Source organism: Actinomadura terrae (assembly GCF_022751215.1).
In the GTDB taxonomy this organism is placed as follows: Bacteria; Actinomycetota; Actinomycetes; order Streptosporangiales; family Streptosporangiaceae; genus Spirillospora; species Spirillospora terrae.
Map to the genome: position 1 here is coordinate 332,798 of NZ_JAICDG010000002.1, position 15,955 is coordinate 348,752.

Here is a 15,955-nt window from a genome sequence, read left to right on the forward strand (position 1 = left end):
TCAGGAGACGATGTCGCGGTTGCGGAAGCGGCGGAAGGCGAGGGCGAACAGGACGGCCGTGTAGGAGAGGGAGATCGCGGAGCCCTTCGCCATGCCGGTCCACTGGATCTGGGGCTGGAGGGCGTCCATCCACGAGTACATCCAGTGGGTGGGCAGGAAGTCGCGCCAGGAGCCGAGCGCGGTCACCGCGTCCAGGATGTTGCTGACGATCACCAGCCCGACCGCGCCGCCGACCGCGCCGAGCGGCGAGTCGGTGGTGACCGACAGCAGGAACGCCAGCGCGGCGACGACGAGCTGGGCGACCAGCGAGTAGCCGATGATGATCGCCATCCGGCCGAGCGCGGTGCCCGCCGGGACGGTGCCGCCCGTCGGCAGTTCGACCGGCCCCCAGCCGAACCCGACGGTGCCCGCGACCAGCGCCATCAGTGGGAGGCTGACGACCGCGACGACGGCGTAGGACAGCGCGACCGCGAGCTTCTGCCGCAGCAGCCGGGCGCGCGGGACGGGTGCGGCGAGCAGGTAGCGCAGCGACGACCAGCCCGCCTCGCTCGCGACCGTGTCGCCGCAGAACAGGGCCACCGCGACGACGAGCAGGAAGCCGGTCGAGACGAACAGCGCGAACAGCGCGAAGTTGAGCGCGCTCGCGGTGGCGACGTCGACCAGGCTGGGCACGCCGTCCGGCCCCGGATCGCCGCCGATCTTGAACGCGCCGACCAGCACCCACGGCAGGACGAGCAGGATGCCGAACGCGACCAGCGTGCGGCGCCGCCGGAACTGGCGGATCGCCTCCACGCGCAGCGGCAGCGTCCGCCGGACGCGGTACCCCGAGCCGCCCGCCGCGGCGGCGCCCGAGCCCCCCTCGGTGGCGGTGATCTCTCCGGTGGTCATGGGGCCTCCCCGATGATCTCCAGGAACGCGTCCTCCAGCCGCCGCCCGGACCCGGTGATCTCGGCGACGGGACCGGCGGCGACGCGGCGCCCCCCGGCCATGACGACGGCGTGCGTGCAGGTCTGCTCGACCTCGGCGAGCATGTGGCTGGAGACGATGACGGTTCGCCCTCCGGCCGCGTACCGGACGAGCACCTCGCGCATCTCGCGGATCTGCGGCGGGTCGAGGCCGTTGGTCGGCTCGTCCAGGACGAGGAGGTCCGGGAGGCCGAGCATCGCCTGCGCGATCGCGAGGCGTTGCCGCATGCCCTGCGAGTACGTCCGGACGGCGCGCTCCAGGGCCGATCCGAGGTCGGCGATCCGCAGCGCCTCGTCCATGTGGGCCTCGTCCAGGGGACGCCCGGTGGCGCGCCAGTACAGATCGAGGTTGTCGCGCCCGGAGAGGTGGGGGAGGAACCCGGGCCCCTCCACGAAGGACCCCAGCCGCGACAGGACGGCCGCTCCGGGCGTGACACGGTGCCCGAAGATGCGGATCTCACCCGAGTCGGGGTGGATGAGGCCCATCAGCATGCGGAGTGTGGTCGTTTTCCCTGCGCCGTTGGGGCCGAGCAGCCCGAGCACCTGGCCCTTCTCCACGCGGAATGACAGATCCGCCACGGCGAGGTGACCGTTCTTGTACTTCTTGGTAAGGCCGCTTATCTCCAGCGGGACGTCGCTCAACGACGGCTCAGAGGCCCGCCCGCGCCGTCCGCGCACCAGAATCCCGGCGGCCACACCCAGCGCGACGAGCGGCAGCACCCAGACCCACGCCGGGATCGGGGCGGGCTCGGTCTTCAGCGCCGGAACGGTCGGGACCGTCAGCCCCGACACCACCCGCACCTTGTACGAGGCGGGCTGCGGCGGCGTCGCGAACCCCATGTCGGTGGTGGCGAGGACGACGCGGAGCCGGTGGCCGCGGTCGAAGCGGTAGTCCATCGCCGGGAGCGTGACCGTGGCCTCGCCGCCGGGGGTGACGCGCAGCGGCGCGGCGATCCGCCGGGCCGGGACGGAGATTCCGCCCGGCGACACGTCGTACAGCTTGGCGAACAGGGGGACCGGCCCCTTGCCGCTCACCGCGATCCGGACGGTGGCGGCGCCGGTCAGCCGCAGTGGGCTCGCCAGCGGAGCGGTGTCGAAGTGGGCGGCCTGCCCCGGCATGTCGATCGGCAGCCCCGCGCCCAGTCCGCCCGCGAGCCCGCCCAGGTCGCCGAGGTTTCCGAGCGCGCCGAGGCCGGGCAGCGCCGAGATCGACGCGGGCGCCCCGCCCGCCGGGTTGAAGACCGTCTGCTCGCGCCCGGCCAGCGGGAGCGAGCGCGGCCCGGCGCCGAGCCCCGGGTACGCGCGGGACCGCGCCTCCTCCACGACGACCTGCTGCGTGGACGAGTCGAGCCCGCCCGCGCGCGTCACCGCGAAGCCGTCCTCAGGCAACGAACCATTCCGGAGCCGCGCGTCGAAGAAATCGTGCAGCAGCCCCCGGATGCGGTCGGTCTCGGAGTCGCCGCCGTCGTGCCCGCCCTGGTACCAGACGACCGACACCGGCGCGCCGTTGCGGGCGATGCCGCGCGCGTTGGCGTCCGCCTGGTCGAGCGGGAACAGCGAGTCGGCCTGCCCCTGGACCAGCAGCGTCGGCACCTTGATCTGGCCGATGACCGACGACGGGCTCGACCTGCGCAGCGTCGCCACCGCGTCCGCCGTGGGAGCGCCCGTCTCGGCGACCTTCTGGTACATCTCGCACAGGGACGGCAGGAAGCGCCCGCATGCGGAACTGCCCGCGCCGTCGGTGAAGAACAGGCCCGCCCACAGCTTCTTGAAGACGCCCGTCTGGGCGCCCCCGCCTGTTGCGTTGGGGAACAGCGCGTCGGCGAGGTCGTTCCAGGTGATCTGCGGCGCGATGGCGTCCACCCGCCGGTCGTAGGCGGCGGTCATCAGCGCGATCGCGCCGCCGTAGGACTCGCCCGCCATGCCGAGCCGCGGGTCGCCGGGGCCGTCGAGCTGCACCTCGGGACGTTTCGCCAGCCAGTCGATGAGCTGCCGGGTGTCCTTGACCTCGTAGTCGGGGGAGTTCAGCGCGATCTCGCCGGTGGAGCGCCCGAAGCCGCGCGCCGACCACGCGAGCACCGCGTAGCCGTCCCGGGCGAGCGCGCGCGCCTCCTCCGAGACGCCGTGCTTGTCGCCGCCGAAGCCGTGCCCGAGCATGATCGCCGGGCCCTTCGCCCGGCCCACGGGCGCGTAGAACGTGGTGTCGAGGGTGACGCGCTGGTCGCCTTTCGGGCCGTCCATAACGGCGATGTTCTGCTCGGACGTCCGGACGCGCGGTGCCTCGCCCGCCGTGGCGCCCACGGCGGCGGTACCGCCCACCAGCGCGATCGCCGCGACGGCGGCGCTCCAGCGGGCGGCGCGGCCCGTCCTGCCCCATCGCGCCCGGAGCGCGCCCCCCACCCTCATGCAGAGCAGCCTATGCGCGGCTTCGACGCGACCGCTCCGCCGTCAAGTCGATCTACGCTGCGCCCGCTGCCGTACGCGCCGCCCGCCCCTTACAACCAGCGCTGTACGCCGTTAACCGGCGGGAGCGAGCGCGGCGGTGAACATCGCCGTCAGCCGGTCGGCCAGGTCGGCGGGGTCGGCGTCCTCCAGCGCGTGCACGTTGAGCAGCCGCCGGATCGGCCCGCCGCCCATGATGAGCGCGGACGCGAGCAGCGCGCGGGCCCGCGCGTCGGGCCCGTCGAGCTGCGCTGCGATCGGCTGGACGATGACGTCCTCCAGGTAGCGCAGCATGATCTGCTTGACCTCGGGGTCGCCCCCGGACCGGTCGATCATGCGGGTGACCACGGTCGGGGTCTGCCGGTCGAGGTGCCGGACGTAGTGCTCGGCGAGCCGCCGGGCCAGCCCGTCCGGATCACCGGCGATGACCGCGCGCAGCGCCGACTCGCCCGACAGGACCTCGCCGAACAGCGCCGCCTTCGAGCCGAAGTACCGGTTGACCAGCGCCGTGTTGGCCTCGGCCGCGCTCGCGATCATGCGGACGGTGACGTCGGCGTAGCCGTGCTCGTCGAACAGGTCGCGCGCGGCGGCGAGGATGCGCCGCCGGGTCGCCTCCCGGTCGCGTTTCGGCCGGGCAGGCTCGGCCGCGCCCTCTCCAGTTTCCGCAGGTCGCGCTGCCTCCGCAGCCCGCATCACCATCGCGTTCCATCCCCGATCACCCGGCATCCGGACACGGTCCAGTATCCCCGAGTTGCAAGTAAACAAGCGTCTACATAATATACATGCAAAGCACAGATAATCGGTTGAAATGGGGACAGGGTGGCTCAACCGAGCATGGCGGCCCGGGGCATGGGGGCCCAGGGGCCGGGAGCGCGACCCACCGAGCAGGCGCGGCCGCACTACACGCACCGCCAGATCCTGGAGATCCTCTCCGGGCTCATGATGGCGATGCTGACCGCGATGATCTCCACATCGGTGATCAGTACCGCGCTGCCGACGATCGTCGGCGAGCTCGGCGGCCAGGACCAGCTCTCCTGGGTCGCCAGCGCGTCCCTGCTCACGATGACCGCCTCGACCCCGCTGTGGGGCAAGCTGTCGGACATCTTCGGCCGCAAGCTGATGTTCCAGACCGCGCTGCTGCTGTTCGTCCTCGCGTCCGTCGCCGGCGGGCTGTCGCAGAACATCGGCCAGCTCATCGCGGCGCGCGCGTGCCAGGGCCTCGGCGTCGGCGGGCTGTCCGCACTGGCCCAGGTCATCCTCGGCGACGTGGTCGAGCCCCGCCAGCGCGGCCGCTACGCCGGATACATGGGCGCGACGTTCGGCGTCGCGACCGTCGCCGGGCCGCTGCTCGGCGGGTTCATCGTGGACGCGGGCGCCCTCGGCTGGCGCTGGTGCTTCTACGTCTGCGTCCCGCTCGCGGTGATCGCGTTCCTGGTGATCCAGCGGGTGCTGAAGCTGCCGAAGGTCCGCCGGGACACGAGGCTCGACATCTTCGGCGCGGTCACGATCACCGGCGCGGCCACCGCCGTGATGCTGCTGCTGTCCATGGGCGGCCAGCAGTTCGCCTGGAACTCGCAATGGACGTACGTCCTGCTCGGCGCGACCGGCGTGCTCCTCGTCCTCGCGGTGTTCGCCGAGCGCGGCGCCCGCGACCCGATCCTGCCGCCCCGGCTGTTCCGCAACCGGACGTTCGTGCTCGCCAGTCTCACGTCGGTCTGCATCGGCGTCGCCATGTTCGGCGGCATGATCTACATGCCGCAGTACCTCCAGGTCGTCAAGGGGATGAGCCCGACCGCGTCCGGCCTGATGACGCTCCCGCTGGTGCTCGGCATGCTCGTCACCTCCACCGGGTCGGGCCAGCTAGTCACCCGGACCGGCCGCTACAAGATCTTCCCGGTGGTCGGGCTCGTCTTCGTCGGCGCGGGGATGTTCCTGCTGTCGCGGCTGCACGTCGGCTCGTCCAAGCTGCTGATCGGCGCGGACGTCGCCGTCCTCGGCGTCGGGCTCGGGCTGACGCTCCAGATCCTCATCCTCGCCGCGCAGAATGCGTCCGCTCCGAAGGACCTCGCGTCGACCACGTCCGGGATCTCGTTCTTCCGCAACCTCGGCGGCGCGATGGGCGTGGCCGCGTTCGGCGCGATCCTGTCCAACCGGCTGGCGGCCGAGCTGGCCGACGGCCTCAGCGCCGCGCACGTGGCGCCCCCGGCGGGCGGCGGCGAGCTGGGCTCGCCCGACCAGATCGCGGCGCTCCCCGAGCCGTTCAAGCACATCGTGCTCACCGCGTTCACCAACGCGCTGGAGAGCGTGTTCCTGGTCGGCGTCCCCGTCGCGGTGCTCGGCTTCCTCGCGACGCTCGCGCTGAAGGAACTGCCCCTGCGCGGCTCCGGTGGACGCGGCGCCGCCGCCCCCGCACCCGAGCCGGCACCCGTCCAGACGCTGACCGACCTCCCGGTCGTCACCGGGCGCGAGCAGGAACTGGTCGCGGTGGCCGCGGGCGGCCCGTCCGGCGAGAGGCCCGCCGCGATGAACGAGATGCCGTCCAACGGGATCTCGCCCAACGGCATGTCCCCGCCCGGCCCGCCGGCCGGTGGCGGTATGGAGCGGTCCGAAACGGGAGAGGCGATGGGCGGCGGCGTCCCGGTCCAGGGTGTGGTGCGGTCGGGCGAGGGCGAGCCCGTCGCGTCCGCCGCGCTGACCCTGATCGGGGTGGACGGGCACCAGCTCGCCCGCGCCATCACCCGTCCGGACGGCCGGTACGCGCTCCCCACCCCCGGCCCCGGCACCTACGTGCTGATCGCCGCGACCGGCGAGCACGAGCCGCAGGCCGCGACGGTCGTCGTCGGCGACCGTCCGGTGGACTTCGACCTCGTGCTGGCCGGGAACGGCGGCCTCGGCGGGACGGTGCGCGGCGCGGGCGGCGCCCCGATCACCAACGCGATGGTCGTGATCACCGACGTGCGCGGCGAGGTCGTCGGCACCGGGCGCACCGACGCGTCCGGCCACTACACGTTCCGGGACGTGATGTCCGGCCCCTACACGCTCGCGGTCAGCGCCGCCGCGCACCGTCCGGTCGCGGTGCCGGTGGAGGTGACCGGAGGCGGCCAGAACCGCGTGGACGTCGACATGCCGCCCGGCGCGCGGGTGCGCGGAACGGTCCGCACGGCGACCGGCGAGCCGATCGGCGAGGCCAGGGTCACGCTCGTGGACGCGGCGGGCAACGTCCTCGCGATGGTGATCACCGGCCCGGACGGCGAGTACGCCTTCACCGACCTCGCCGGCGGCCAGTACACCGTGATCGCCTCCGGCTATCCTCCGGTCGCGACCGGCCTGGCGCTGTCGGGCGGCGGCGCGGACGGCCACGACCTCACACTCGGCTACCCGGACGAGTGAAAACCCCCCAGGCGAAACGAGAGCGCGGGTCGAGCATGGATGAGAGTCAGGGTCTGCGCGCGGCGGTGCGGACGCGGGACGGCTGGGCCGTGCCGCACGCCATCGTCACGATCACCGACCTGGCGGGCCGCCAGGTCGCGCGCGAGCGCACCGGCGAGGACGGCCTGCTCGCCGCCGGGCGGCTGCCCGCCGGGACCTACACGGCGATCGTGACGGCGCCCGGCTACCGGCCGGAGGCGGCCACACTGATCGTGCACGGCTCCGGCTCGGCCGACCTCGGCACGCTGGTGCTGGCCCGCGCGGGCGGCGCCGCGCTGCCCCCGCCCGGCACCTGGACGATCGACCCGGCGCACTCCATCGTCGGCGCCGTCGCCCGGCACATCGGGTTGTCGAGCGTCCGCGGCCGGTTCGGGGCGTTCGAGGGCCGGATCGAGGTCGCCGAGCCGGTGGAGCGCTCGCGGGTCACCGCCCGGATCGAGGCCGCCTCCATCGACACCGGCAACAAGCTCCGCGACGACCACCTGCGCTCGGCCGACTTCCTGAGCGCCGACGTCCACCCCGTCATCGAGTACGCGGGCGACGGCCTGACCGCCGTCGGCCCCGACCGCTGGACGGTGCAGGGCACCCTCACGCTCAACGGCGTCACCCGTCCCGTCGACCTCGACATGACGTACCTCGGCAGCGGCGGCGACCCGTGGGGCGGCGTCCGGGCGGCGTTCCGCGCGACGGCGGAGCTGCGCCGCGCCGACTTCGGCATCCGCTTCAACCAGGTCATGGAGGCGGGGATCGCGATGGTCGGCGAGAGCCTCAAGGTCGAGCTGGAGATCCAGGCCGTCCAGGGCACGGAGCTGCCCCAGGCCTGACCGGGGGGCTAGTGGCCCTTCAGCTCGCGGATGAGGCGCTCGGCGGCCGCGCGGTCCGGCGACCCGGTGACGGCGAGCTTCCCGTCCAGCACCGGCGTGTCGACGCGCGGCAGCGTGACCAGCCGGTCGCGGACGACGAACGCGAGGTCGCGTCCCACGGTCATGCGGGTCAGGGTGGCGAACGCGCGCCGGTCCACCGGCCGCAGCGTGACCGCCACGTCGTAGCCGGGTGTGCCCTGCGCCCGCTGGACGCGCAGGTCGGCCACCTTGTGGATCGCGATGCCCCGGTTGAGCCAGTAGCAGGTCGGCCCGGCGCCGACCTGCCCGGTGATGCCGGGCGTCCCGGCGGGGCACTGCCCGGGCGTCGTCATCTTCACCGGGTAGATGTGCAGCGGCGCGGCCAGCGTCACCGGACGGGTCCGCAGCGACGCCGCGACCATCCCGCCGGTCACCACCACGGCCGCGATCAGCAGCCCCAGCGTCAGCACCATGACGAGCAGCGCCGACCGGTGCTGCGCCGCCGCCCGGTCGGCCTGCGTGGGCCGCCGGGCCCGCTGCGCGGCGCGGCTGCGCTTGGCCTCCGCCGCCTCGCGGCGCCGGGCCGCCGTGCGCTCGCGGCGGCGCTGCTCGGGATTGGAGGCGGCGGGAAGGGTGGGAGCGGTGGGCGGGGCGGCGGGGAGCGGCGCGGTCCGCCCGTCGGAGGCGCGGCCGGTGGCGGGCGGGCCGGGCGGGACGGGCGGCGGCGCCGACCTCGGCGGCACCGCCGGAATCGGAGAAGGCTGAGGCGGGGCCGGAGCCGACGGCGGAGGCGGGGGAGGCTGGGGCACGGTGGGGGCGGGCGCCTGGTCGCGCGGCGGCGGCGCGGGAGCCGCGTTGCCCGGACGACCCTTGCTGCGGCGCGGAACGACCCGCATCGTCACCTCCAGGGCTGGATGGTCTCGACAGTCTGTCAGGACGGGGCCGCGCCCCGCACCGTGTGATCGGCCGAAAGGCGCGCCGCGCCACTGCCGAAAGGCGCGCCGCGCCGGGACGAGGCCGCCACGGGACAACCGTGCCCCGTCCGCACCGTTTCAATGCCGTGCGACTTCGATGCCGTGCGACGCGGCCGAGGCCCGTCCCCAGGGAGAACCGGGGGACGGGCCTCGAAGGTTCCGCGGCACGCGCCCGCTAGTCGATGCGCCAGGTGTCGCCGCTGCCGAGCAGCGCCGCCAGGTCGCCCTGGCCCTGGGACTCGACGGCCTCGTCCAGCTGCTCGCGCATCAGCTCGTCGTAGGACGGCCGGTCCACGTCGCGGAACACGCCGATCGGGGTGTGCTCGAACGCCGGGGAGTCCAGCCGCGACAGCGCGAACGCCTGCGAGGGGTCCGGGTTGTGGGCGTCGTGCACGGCGATCTCGGACGGGTCGACGTCCGCGATGTTCACGACCTCGAACGAACCGGACGGCGAGCGCCGCAGCGCCTTGGTCCGTTCCGCGCCGAAGATGATCGGCTCCCCGTGCTCCAGCCGGACCGTGATGTCGTCGCGGACCGCCGCGTCCTTCAGCGGCTCGAACGCGTTGTCGTTGAAGATGTTGCAGTTCTGGTAGATCTCGACCAGCGCCGTGCCCCGGTGCTGCGCCGCCGCCCGCAGCACCGACTGGAGGTGCTTGCGGTCGGAGTCGATCGTGCGGGCGACGAACGTGCCCTCGGCGCCGATCGCCAGCGACAGCGGGTTGAACGGCGCGTCCAGCGACCCCATCGGCGTCGACTTGGTGATCTTGCCGATTTCCGACGTGGGCGAGTACTGGCCCTTGGTCAGCCCGTAGATCCGGTTGTTGAACAGCAGGATCTTCAGGTTGACGTTGCGGCGCAGCGCGTGGATCAGGTGGTTGCCGCCGATCGACAGCGCGTCGCCGTCGCCGGTGACGACCCACACCGACAGGTCGGGACGCGAGGTCGCGAGCCCGGTCGCGATCGCGGGCGCGCGGCCGTGGATCGAGTGGAACCCGTAGGTGTTCATGTAGTACGGGAACCGCGACGAGCAGCCGATGCCGGACACGAACGTGATGTTCTCCCGGCGCAGCCCCAGCTCGGGCAGGAAGGACTGGACGGCGGCCAGGATCGCGTAGTCACCGCATCCGGGGCACCAGCGCACCTCCTGGTCGGTCTTGAAGTCCTTCATCGTCTGCGTCTCGTCCGCCTTCGGGACGAGGGAGAGCAGCGACCGGCCGGCCGAGGCGCTCGCGCCGTTCACTCCGTTGTCACTCACTGTCGATCACATCCTGGATGACGCCCTGGAGCTCCTCCGCCTTGAACGGCAGCCCGCGGACCTGGTTGTAGCCGATCACGTCGACGAGGAACCGGCCGCGCAGCAGCAGCGCGAGCTGGCCGAGGTTGATCTCCGGTACCACGACCCGGTCATAGGACCGCAGGACCTCGGCGAGGTTGGCGGGGAAGGGGTTGAGGTGGCGCAGGTGCGCCTGTGCGACGTGGCCGCCGTTCGCCCGGACGCGGCGGACGCCCGCGGAGATGGCCCCGAACGTCCCGCCCCAGCCGAGCACCAGCACCCGCGCGACCCCGGACGGGTCGTCCACGGCGAGCGGCGCGATGTCGTTCGCGATCCCCTCCACCTTGGCCTGCCGGAGCCGGGTCATGCGGTCGTGGTTGGCCGGGTCGTAGGAGATGTTGCCGGACCCGTCGGCCTTCTCCAGCCCGCCGATCCGGTGTTCGAGACCGGCCGTGCCCGGAATCGCCCAGGGCCGGGCGAGGGTCTCGGGGTCGCGCGCGAACGGCTGGAAGTCCTCCTGCCCGGGGGCGGCGAAGCTCGGCTCGATCTTCGGCAGCGACGCCACGTCCGGCAGCTTCCACGGCTCGGACCCGTTGGCGAGGTAGCCGTCCGAGAGCAGGATGACCGGGGTGCGGTACTTCACCGCGATCCGCGCGGCCTCCAGCGCGGCGTCGAAGCAGTCCGAGGGCGACTGCGGCGCGATCACCGGGACCGGCGCCTCGCCGTTGCGGCCGTGCATCGCCTGCAACAGGTCGGCCTGCTCGGTCTTGGTCGGCATCCCCGTGGAGGGCCCGGCCCGCTGGACGTCGATGACCAGCAGCGGAAGCTCGGTCGCGACGGCGAGGCCGATCGTCTCGCTCTTCAACGCGATGCCCGGGCCGGACGTCGTGGTGACGCCGAGCGACCCGCCGAACGAGGCGCCGAGCGCGGCGCCGACGGCGGCGATCTCGTCCTCGGCCTGGAACGTCCTGACCCCGAACCGCTTGTGCTTGGACAACTCGTGCAGGATGTCGGACGCCGGAGTGATCGGGTAGGAACCCAGGTAGATCGGCAGTCCGCTCTGCTCGCCCGCCGCGACCAGCCCGTAGGCGAGCGCCACGTTCCCGGTGATGTTGCGGTACAGGCCGGGCTCGTGCTCGGCGGGCTTGATCTCGTACTGCACCGAGAACGCCTCGGTGGTCTCGCCGTAGCTCCAACCCGCCTGGAACGCCGCGATGTTCGCCTTCATGATCGCGGGCTTGCGGGCGAACTTCTTCTCAAGGAAGGACACCGTCCCCTCGGTGGGACGGTGGTACAGCCACGACAAAAGCCCGAGCGCGAACATGTTCTTCGCGCGCTCGGCGTCCTTCTTGGAGATCTCGAAACCGGCCAGCGCCGTCACGGTCATCGAGGTCAGCGGCAGCGCGTGCACGCGGTACTCGGCGAGCGCGTCGTCCTCGACGGGGTTGCTCGCGTAGCCGACCTTCGCCAGGTTGCGCTTGGTGAACTCGTCGGTGTTGACGATCAGGTCCGCCCCGCGGGGGAGGTCCCCGAGGTTGGCCTTGAGGGCGGCCGGGTTCATCGCGACCAGCACGTTGGGCGCGTCGCCCGGCGTGAGGATGTCGTGGTCGGCGAAGTGCAACTGGAAACTGGACACGCCGGGGAGGGTCCCGGCTGGGGCACGGATCTCGGCCGGGAAGTTCGGCAACGTCGACAAGTCGTTGCCGAACGCCGCCGTCTCCTGGGTGAAGCGGTCGCCGGTCAGCTGCATGCCGTCGCCGGAGTCCCCGGCGAAGCGGATGATGACGCGGTCGAGTCGCTGGACCTGTTTGGTCACAGAGGAAGACCTCCTCGACGCGCAGCACCCGCCCCGGGGGAGGCTCCCGGGAGCGGGGTGCTACTTAGGCTTACCTTCATGGTATGTCCGGGATGACATGCTCTTCGTGGGGGACGGGGGGCACGCCGGAAGAAGCGCGCGGGCCGCATTCGTGCCCGCTGCCGGCCCGTCGATGGCCGCCGGTCAGGGGAAGAGATCCGACCGGAAACCCTTGCTCCGCCCGTCATGTGACGTCCCGCTTCCAGGGAGGTCGTCGCCCCGTAACACAAGACGTACCACTCCCGACCGGAGTTCACCTGACTCCCCTGGATTCGGGCAGGCCCTATCCCGTCGTGCGGCCAGGGCGGGTCCCCCGCTTCATCGCGAACACAGACAGCTCGCCAGGCGGCACAGGTCGACGTGGAGCCGACGCACGAGCCGCGCGGGGATCGTCGAGGAGCCGGGGCTCCCGGGCACGGATTTCACGCCTGAAGTGTAGACAGCACGAGCAAAGCCGCTCCGAACCGGCCCCAGGCCGAGGCCCCGGGCCGGCCCCGCAACAAGGGTCCTCCCTAGGCCGGTTCGGCAGATGAGGCAGGGTTAGACAAGGGATTGGGCAGGGGTGGGCTAAGGCTGCTCCGGGACCGGACACCCTCACTCAGGTGTGCTCGACTTCACTCCGGACTTCTCGCCCTGCTTCTCCTCCGACCCGGCGCTCACCGCCGGTCCGGGCTTCTTTCCGCGCTCCTTGTCGATCATCGCGAGCAGGCCGGGGACGTCCGACTGGGCCACCGCCTCGCCGATCACGCGCGCCTGCGCCTGGTAGGGGTGCGGGCCCGGCTTGTCGAGCGCGGCCTTCATCCACGTCCGCCAGGGCTTGCCCGTGACCATGCACCGCAGCTGGACGCGGCGCCCGGACGGCACCGGCTCCGAGCCCGCGCACGAGCCGAGCGCCTTGCCCTTCGAGACGATCGCCGTGTAGAGGGCGGCGCGGGCGCCGCGCGGGACGTCGCCCTCCGGCGAGGAGAGCGTGGCCGGGACGCTCACCGTGCAGCCGTTGGTGTTCTGGTTGCAGTTGACGAACTCCAGCTTCCCGGGCGCGAACCGCAGCCCCGGGTCGGCGGCGCCACCGAGCTTGGCCACCCGCGCGCGCACCTCGGAGAGCAGCGAGGACGTATCGTCCAGCGGCGCGGAGGTGAAGCTGGGGCTGCGCTGCCCCGCCGCCCGGACGGCCAGCAGGGCGTGCGGGGCCGCCGCCGCGACCAGGTAGTCGGCCCCCTCCGTTTGCACCCGGTACGCCTGGACGCCGTTCACGTTCTCGGTCGGCGGGTTCGGCTTCGCGTGGGCGAGCCGTCCGGCGATCGACTTCGGGCCCAGCACGCCGGGGAGGTCGAAGCCGGGCATCGACGCCGGGGCCTTCGACCAGCGGCCCGCGTAGTTGTCGGGGTGCGTGCTCTCCCCGGCGTAGTCGCGCCAGAACGCGATCGGGGCCTTGAGGTAGGTGACGCCGTCCACGGCCACGACGTCGGCCTTGAGCGCGCCCGCCGTGAGCGTCCCGCTCGCCGAACCCGCCTTGGTGATCCGCAGCCGCGCCTGGACGGGCCTGCCGTCCACGGTCAGCGTGCCGTCGTAGCGCAGCCCGGACGCCGAGGTGAGCTGCCGTCCCGCCGCGAGCGCCCAGCTCGACGGGGGCGGCGACGCCTTCTTCGGGGCCTCCGGCTCCGACCCGCCGGTCGAGGTGAAGGCGAGGACGCCGACCCCGGCCACCGCGACGGCGGCGGCCACGGCACCCGTGACGATCAACTTCAGCCTGCGGTTGCCGGGGCCTGGAGGCATGGCGCCGGGCGCTGGGGGCGGCGGAGGCGGGGGCAGAGTGGGCTGGAAGCCGTCCGGGACCGTCGCCCTCGGCGACACAGGGACGAGGACCTCCGGGACGGGGACGTCCATGACCGTCGCGCTCGCGCTCTCGGCCGCCGGAGCCGGAGCCGGGGCCGGAGCCGGGGCCGGGAAGCCGTCCGGGACGGTCCTGTCGGCGACCGCCGGAGCCTCTTCGGCGTTCTCCGCCTCCTCGGGCTCGGGCGCGGGCTCGGGCTCGGGCTCGGGCGCGGGTTCGGGCTCGGGCGCGGGTTCGGCGGCGACCGGCCGCTCGGGCTCGGTCCCGCCCGCCACCGGCTTCGCGGCCGCACGTCCGCCCGCGACGAGCTTGTCGCCGGGCGCGGGACGGGACGGACGCGGCGCCGCCTCGGGCGGCTCGTCCTGTTCAACGCTCACTCGACGCTCACTCTGCTCGCTTCCGGGGGCTCGGGGGGCGCCCACCCAGAGCATAAGTGTGCCCGGCGACGCGTCCCGCCGGAGCGGGAACCACGCATCGCCGGGCACAAGCCCTCAGATCGGACCGATCCGGGCTATTCGCTGTCGAGACCGCCCTGGAGCGCCTGCACCTCGCTCGCCGTCGCCCCGATGACCTTGTAGTCGGCGTGCTTGTAGTACGTGCCACCGGTGGACTTCGCCCAGCTCGACCAGGCGCTGCTGGTCACCCGGCAGCTGGCCCACTGCGCGGTGCTGCTGGTGATCGTGATCCGGGCGGTGCAGTTGCCGAGGTCCTTGCCGGTCAGCGTCCCGGCGGTGAGCCGGAACCGGACGTCGACCGTGACCGGCGTCTCCACCCCGTACGGCGGACGGATCTTCGCCTCGACCGTGCAGCCGCTGTCGCCGTTGCAGCCGCCCTTCTTCCACTCGTCCACCGTCGGGCGCGCCGAGCCGTCGAAGGAGTCCTTCAGCTCGCCCATGCTCGTGCGCATGTCGGAGATGATCGAGGACGCCTGGCCGGAGCTCTTCGGGCTCACGTCCAGCGCGAGGCGCGGCGTCGTCGACTCGTAGCGCAGCAGCTCCGCGTCGTCGGCGTCGGTGATGTAGAGGGTGGAGGAGAACGTGCTGAACCGCAGCGCCTTCTTGCCCTGCCAGGTGATTTTGGTCGGCTTCACCTTCGCGGCGGCCGCCGCGCGCAGCTTGTTCGACAGGGCCGTCGGCGTCAGCTCCTGCTTGAAGTCGACGTCGAGCTTGTCGGCGCTGAGCCGGCCCCACTGCTCGCCGGTGCCGAGGTAGTACGGCGTCTCGGAGCCGGAGATCTGCCGCCGCCAGTACGACGCGTCGGCCTTGACGAACAGCTTCCCGTCGGCGACGAGGAGCGTGACACTGTCGCTGTTCCAGCGGACGGGACCGGTGACGCGGCCGCCCTTGGTGACGTTCAGCTCACCCTGGATCGTCTCGGCACCGCCGCCGAAGTTGCCCTTGAGGCCGACCGCGCGCGCCGACGCCATCGTGTCGGCCGCCGCGCGCAGCTTCTCCTCGGGCTTTTTCTCGCCGCCGGAGGACAGCACGAGCACCACCGCGCCGATGATCACGACGACGGCCAGCACGCCGCCGATCAGCACCGCGATCAGCGCGCCGCCGCCCTTCTTGCGCGGCGGCGGCATCGGACCGCCCGGGGGCGGCGGGTAGAAGCCGGGAGGGGTATTGGGGGGGCCGAAACCGCCAGGTGGAGGGGGTGCCCCGCCCGGTCCTCCGGGGCCGCCCGGGATGCCGGGACCACCCGGCCCGGGGGGACCGCCGGGGCCCGCGGGCGGTGGCGGCGGCGGCCATGAGGCGCCGCCGGGGGGTTCCCAGCCCGGGGGAGGCGGAGGGTTGCTCATCCGGTCACGTCCTTCCAGGTCAATTGACCCCAATGCTCCTCTAGTGTGCAGCAAAACCTTGACATTGTGATCCTCTCGGGAGGAGGTAGGACGCCACACTCGCGCACACGCGTATCAGCGATACTGGTTGGACGCTCCCCGGGAGGTAACGGTGCGGGACTATTTCGACTCGTACGGGGTCTTGGTGGCGTTGATCGTGGTCGGCGGGGGGATCGTCGGCGGCGGACTGGCCGCGAACCGGCTGCTGCGGCCGAACCGTCCGACGGCCGAGAAGCTCCTCACCTACGAGTGCGGCGTCGATCCCGTCGGCGGCGGGTGGGCGCATTCATACGTGCGCTACTACGTCTTCGCCTACCTGTACGTGGTGTTCGCCGTGGACGCGGTGTTCCTGTTCCCGTGGGCCACGGTGTTCTCCGCCCCCGGGTACGGCGCGACCACGCTCGGGGAGATGTTCGTCTTCCTCGTCTTCCTCGCGGCGGGCCTCGCCTACGCGGGGAAGAAGGGCGTGCTCTCCTGGGTCTGACCCCCGCGGGCCGGCGACCC

The 15,955-nt window shown here is 72.8% G+C and carries 12 protein-coding genes; 3 read left to right on the forward strand and 9 right to left on the reverse strand.

Annotated elements, in window-relative coordinates; translation table 11 throughout:
• The 3 genes from K2F47_RS11670 to K2F47_RS11680 form a co-directional block, all read right to left on the reverse strand.
• Positions 1-888, reverse strand: a complete 888-nt coding sequence (locus K2F47_RS11670) for an ABC transporter permease (RefSeq protein ID WP_242902892.1) — start codon at positions 886-888, stop codon at positions 1-3.
• A complete protein-coding gene (locus K2F47_RS11675; RefSeq protein WP_242902893.1) occupies positions 885-3,371 on the reverse strand; it encodes an alpha/beta fold hydrolase in 2,487 nt (828 codons plus the stop codon). The genes K2F47_RS11670 and K2F47_RS11675 overlap by 4 nt, the downstream gene beginning before the upstream one ends.
• Before the next feature lie 111 nt (positions 3,372-3,482).
• Positions 3,483-4,133 carry a TetR/AcrR family transcriptional regulator gene (locus K2F47_RS11680; protein ID WP_242902894.1) on the reverse strand — a complete coding sequence of 217 codons (651 nt, stop codon included), beginning with the start codon at positions 4,131-4,133 and terminating at the stop codon, positions 3,483-3,485.
• Positions 4,134-4,256: 123 nt separating this feature from the next.
• Between K2F47_RS11680 and K2F47_RS41330 the strand changes: the two genes are divergently transcribed.
• Positions 4,257-6,797 carry an MFS transporter gene (locus tag K2F47_RS41330; protein ID WP_308198403.1) on the forward strand — a complete coding sequence of 847 codons (2,541 nt, stop codon included), beginning with the start codon at positions 4,257-4,259 and terminating at the stop codon, positions 6,795-6,797.
• A gap of 35 nt (positions 6,798-6,832) precedes the next feature.
• A complete protein-coding gene (locus tag K2F47_RS11695; protein WP_242902895.1) occupies positions 6,833-7,660 on the forward strand; it encodes a YceI family protein in 828 nt (275 codons plus the stop codon).
• Positions 7,661-7,668: 8 nt separating this feature from the next.
• Here K2F47_RS11695 and K2F47_RS11700 read toward each other — a convergent pair whose 3' ends face one another.
• From K2F47_RS11700 to K2F47_RS11720, 6 genes are all read right to left on the reverse strand, one after another.
• Positions 7,669-8,421, reverse strand: coding sequence for a SecDF P1 head subdomain-containing protein (locus K2F47_RS11700; protein WP_242906021.1), 753 nt, complete (start codon positions 8,419-8,421; stop codon positions 7,669-7,671).
• 406 nt (positions 8,422-8,827) lie between these two features.
• Complete coding sequence (locus K2F47_RS11705; RefSeq protein WP_242902896.1) at positions 8,828-9,907, reverse strand: 2-oxoacid:ferredoxin oxidoreductase subunit beta; 1,080 nt, start codon at positions 9,905-9,907, stop codon at positions 8,828-8,830.
• Entirely contained in the window at positions 9,900-11,741 is a 1,842-nt protein-coding gene (locus tag K2F47_RS11710) for a 2-oxoacid:acceptor oxidoreductase subunit alpha (RefSeq protein ID WP_242902897.1), read from the reverse strand. Before K2F47_RS11710 ends, K2F47_RS11705 begins: the two co-directional genes overlap by 8 nt.
• A 357-nt stretch (positions 11,742-12,098) precedes the next feature.
• The gene (locus K2F47_RS41685; protein WP_372490843.1) at positions 12,099-12,206 is read right to left on the reverse strand and encodes a putative leader peptide; all 108 of its coding nucleotides are present in this window, start codon (positions 12,204-12,206) and stop codon (positions 12,099-12,101) included.
• A 168-nt stretch (positions 12,207-12,374) separates the two neighbouring features.
• Positions 12,375-13,991 (reverse strand): LolA-like protein, encoded by a 1,617-nt coding sequence (locus K2F47_RS11715; protein ID WP_242906022.1) that lies wholly within the window; start codon positions 13,989-13,991, stop codon positions 12,375-12,377.
• A 134-nt stretch (positions 13,992-14,125) separates the two neighbouring features.
• Positions 14,126-15,196, reverse strand: coding sequence for a hypothetical protein (locus tag K2F47_RS11720; protein ID WP_242902898.1), 1,071 nt, complete (start codon positions 15,194-15,196; stop codon positions 14,126-14,128).
• Positions 15,197-15,563: 367 nt separating this feature from the next.
• On the opposite strand from K2F47_RS11720, the gene K2F47_RS11725 reads away from it, so the two are divergent.
• Positions 15,564-15,935, forward strand: coding sequence for an NADH-quinone oxidoreductase subunit A (locus K2F47_RS11725; protein WP_242902899.1), 372 nt, complete (start codon positions 15,564-15,566; stop codon positions 15,933-15,935).
• The last annotated feature ends 20 nt before the right edge of the window (positions 15,936-15,955 follow it).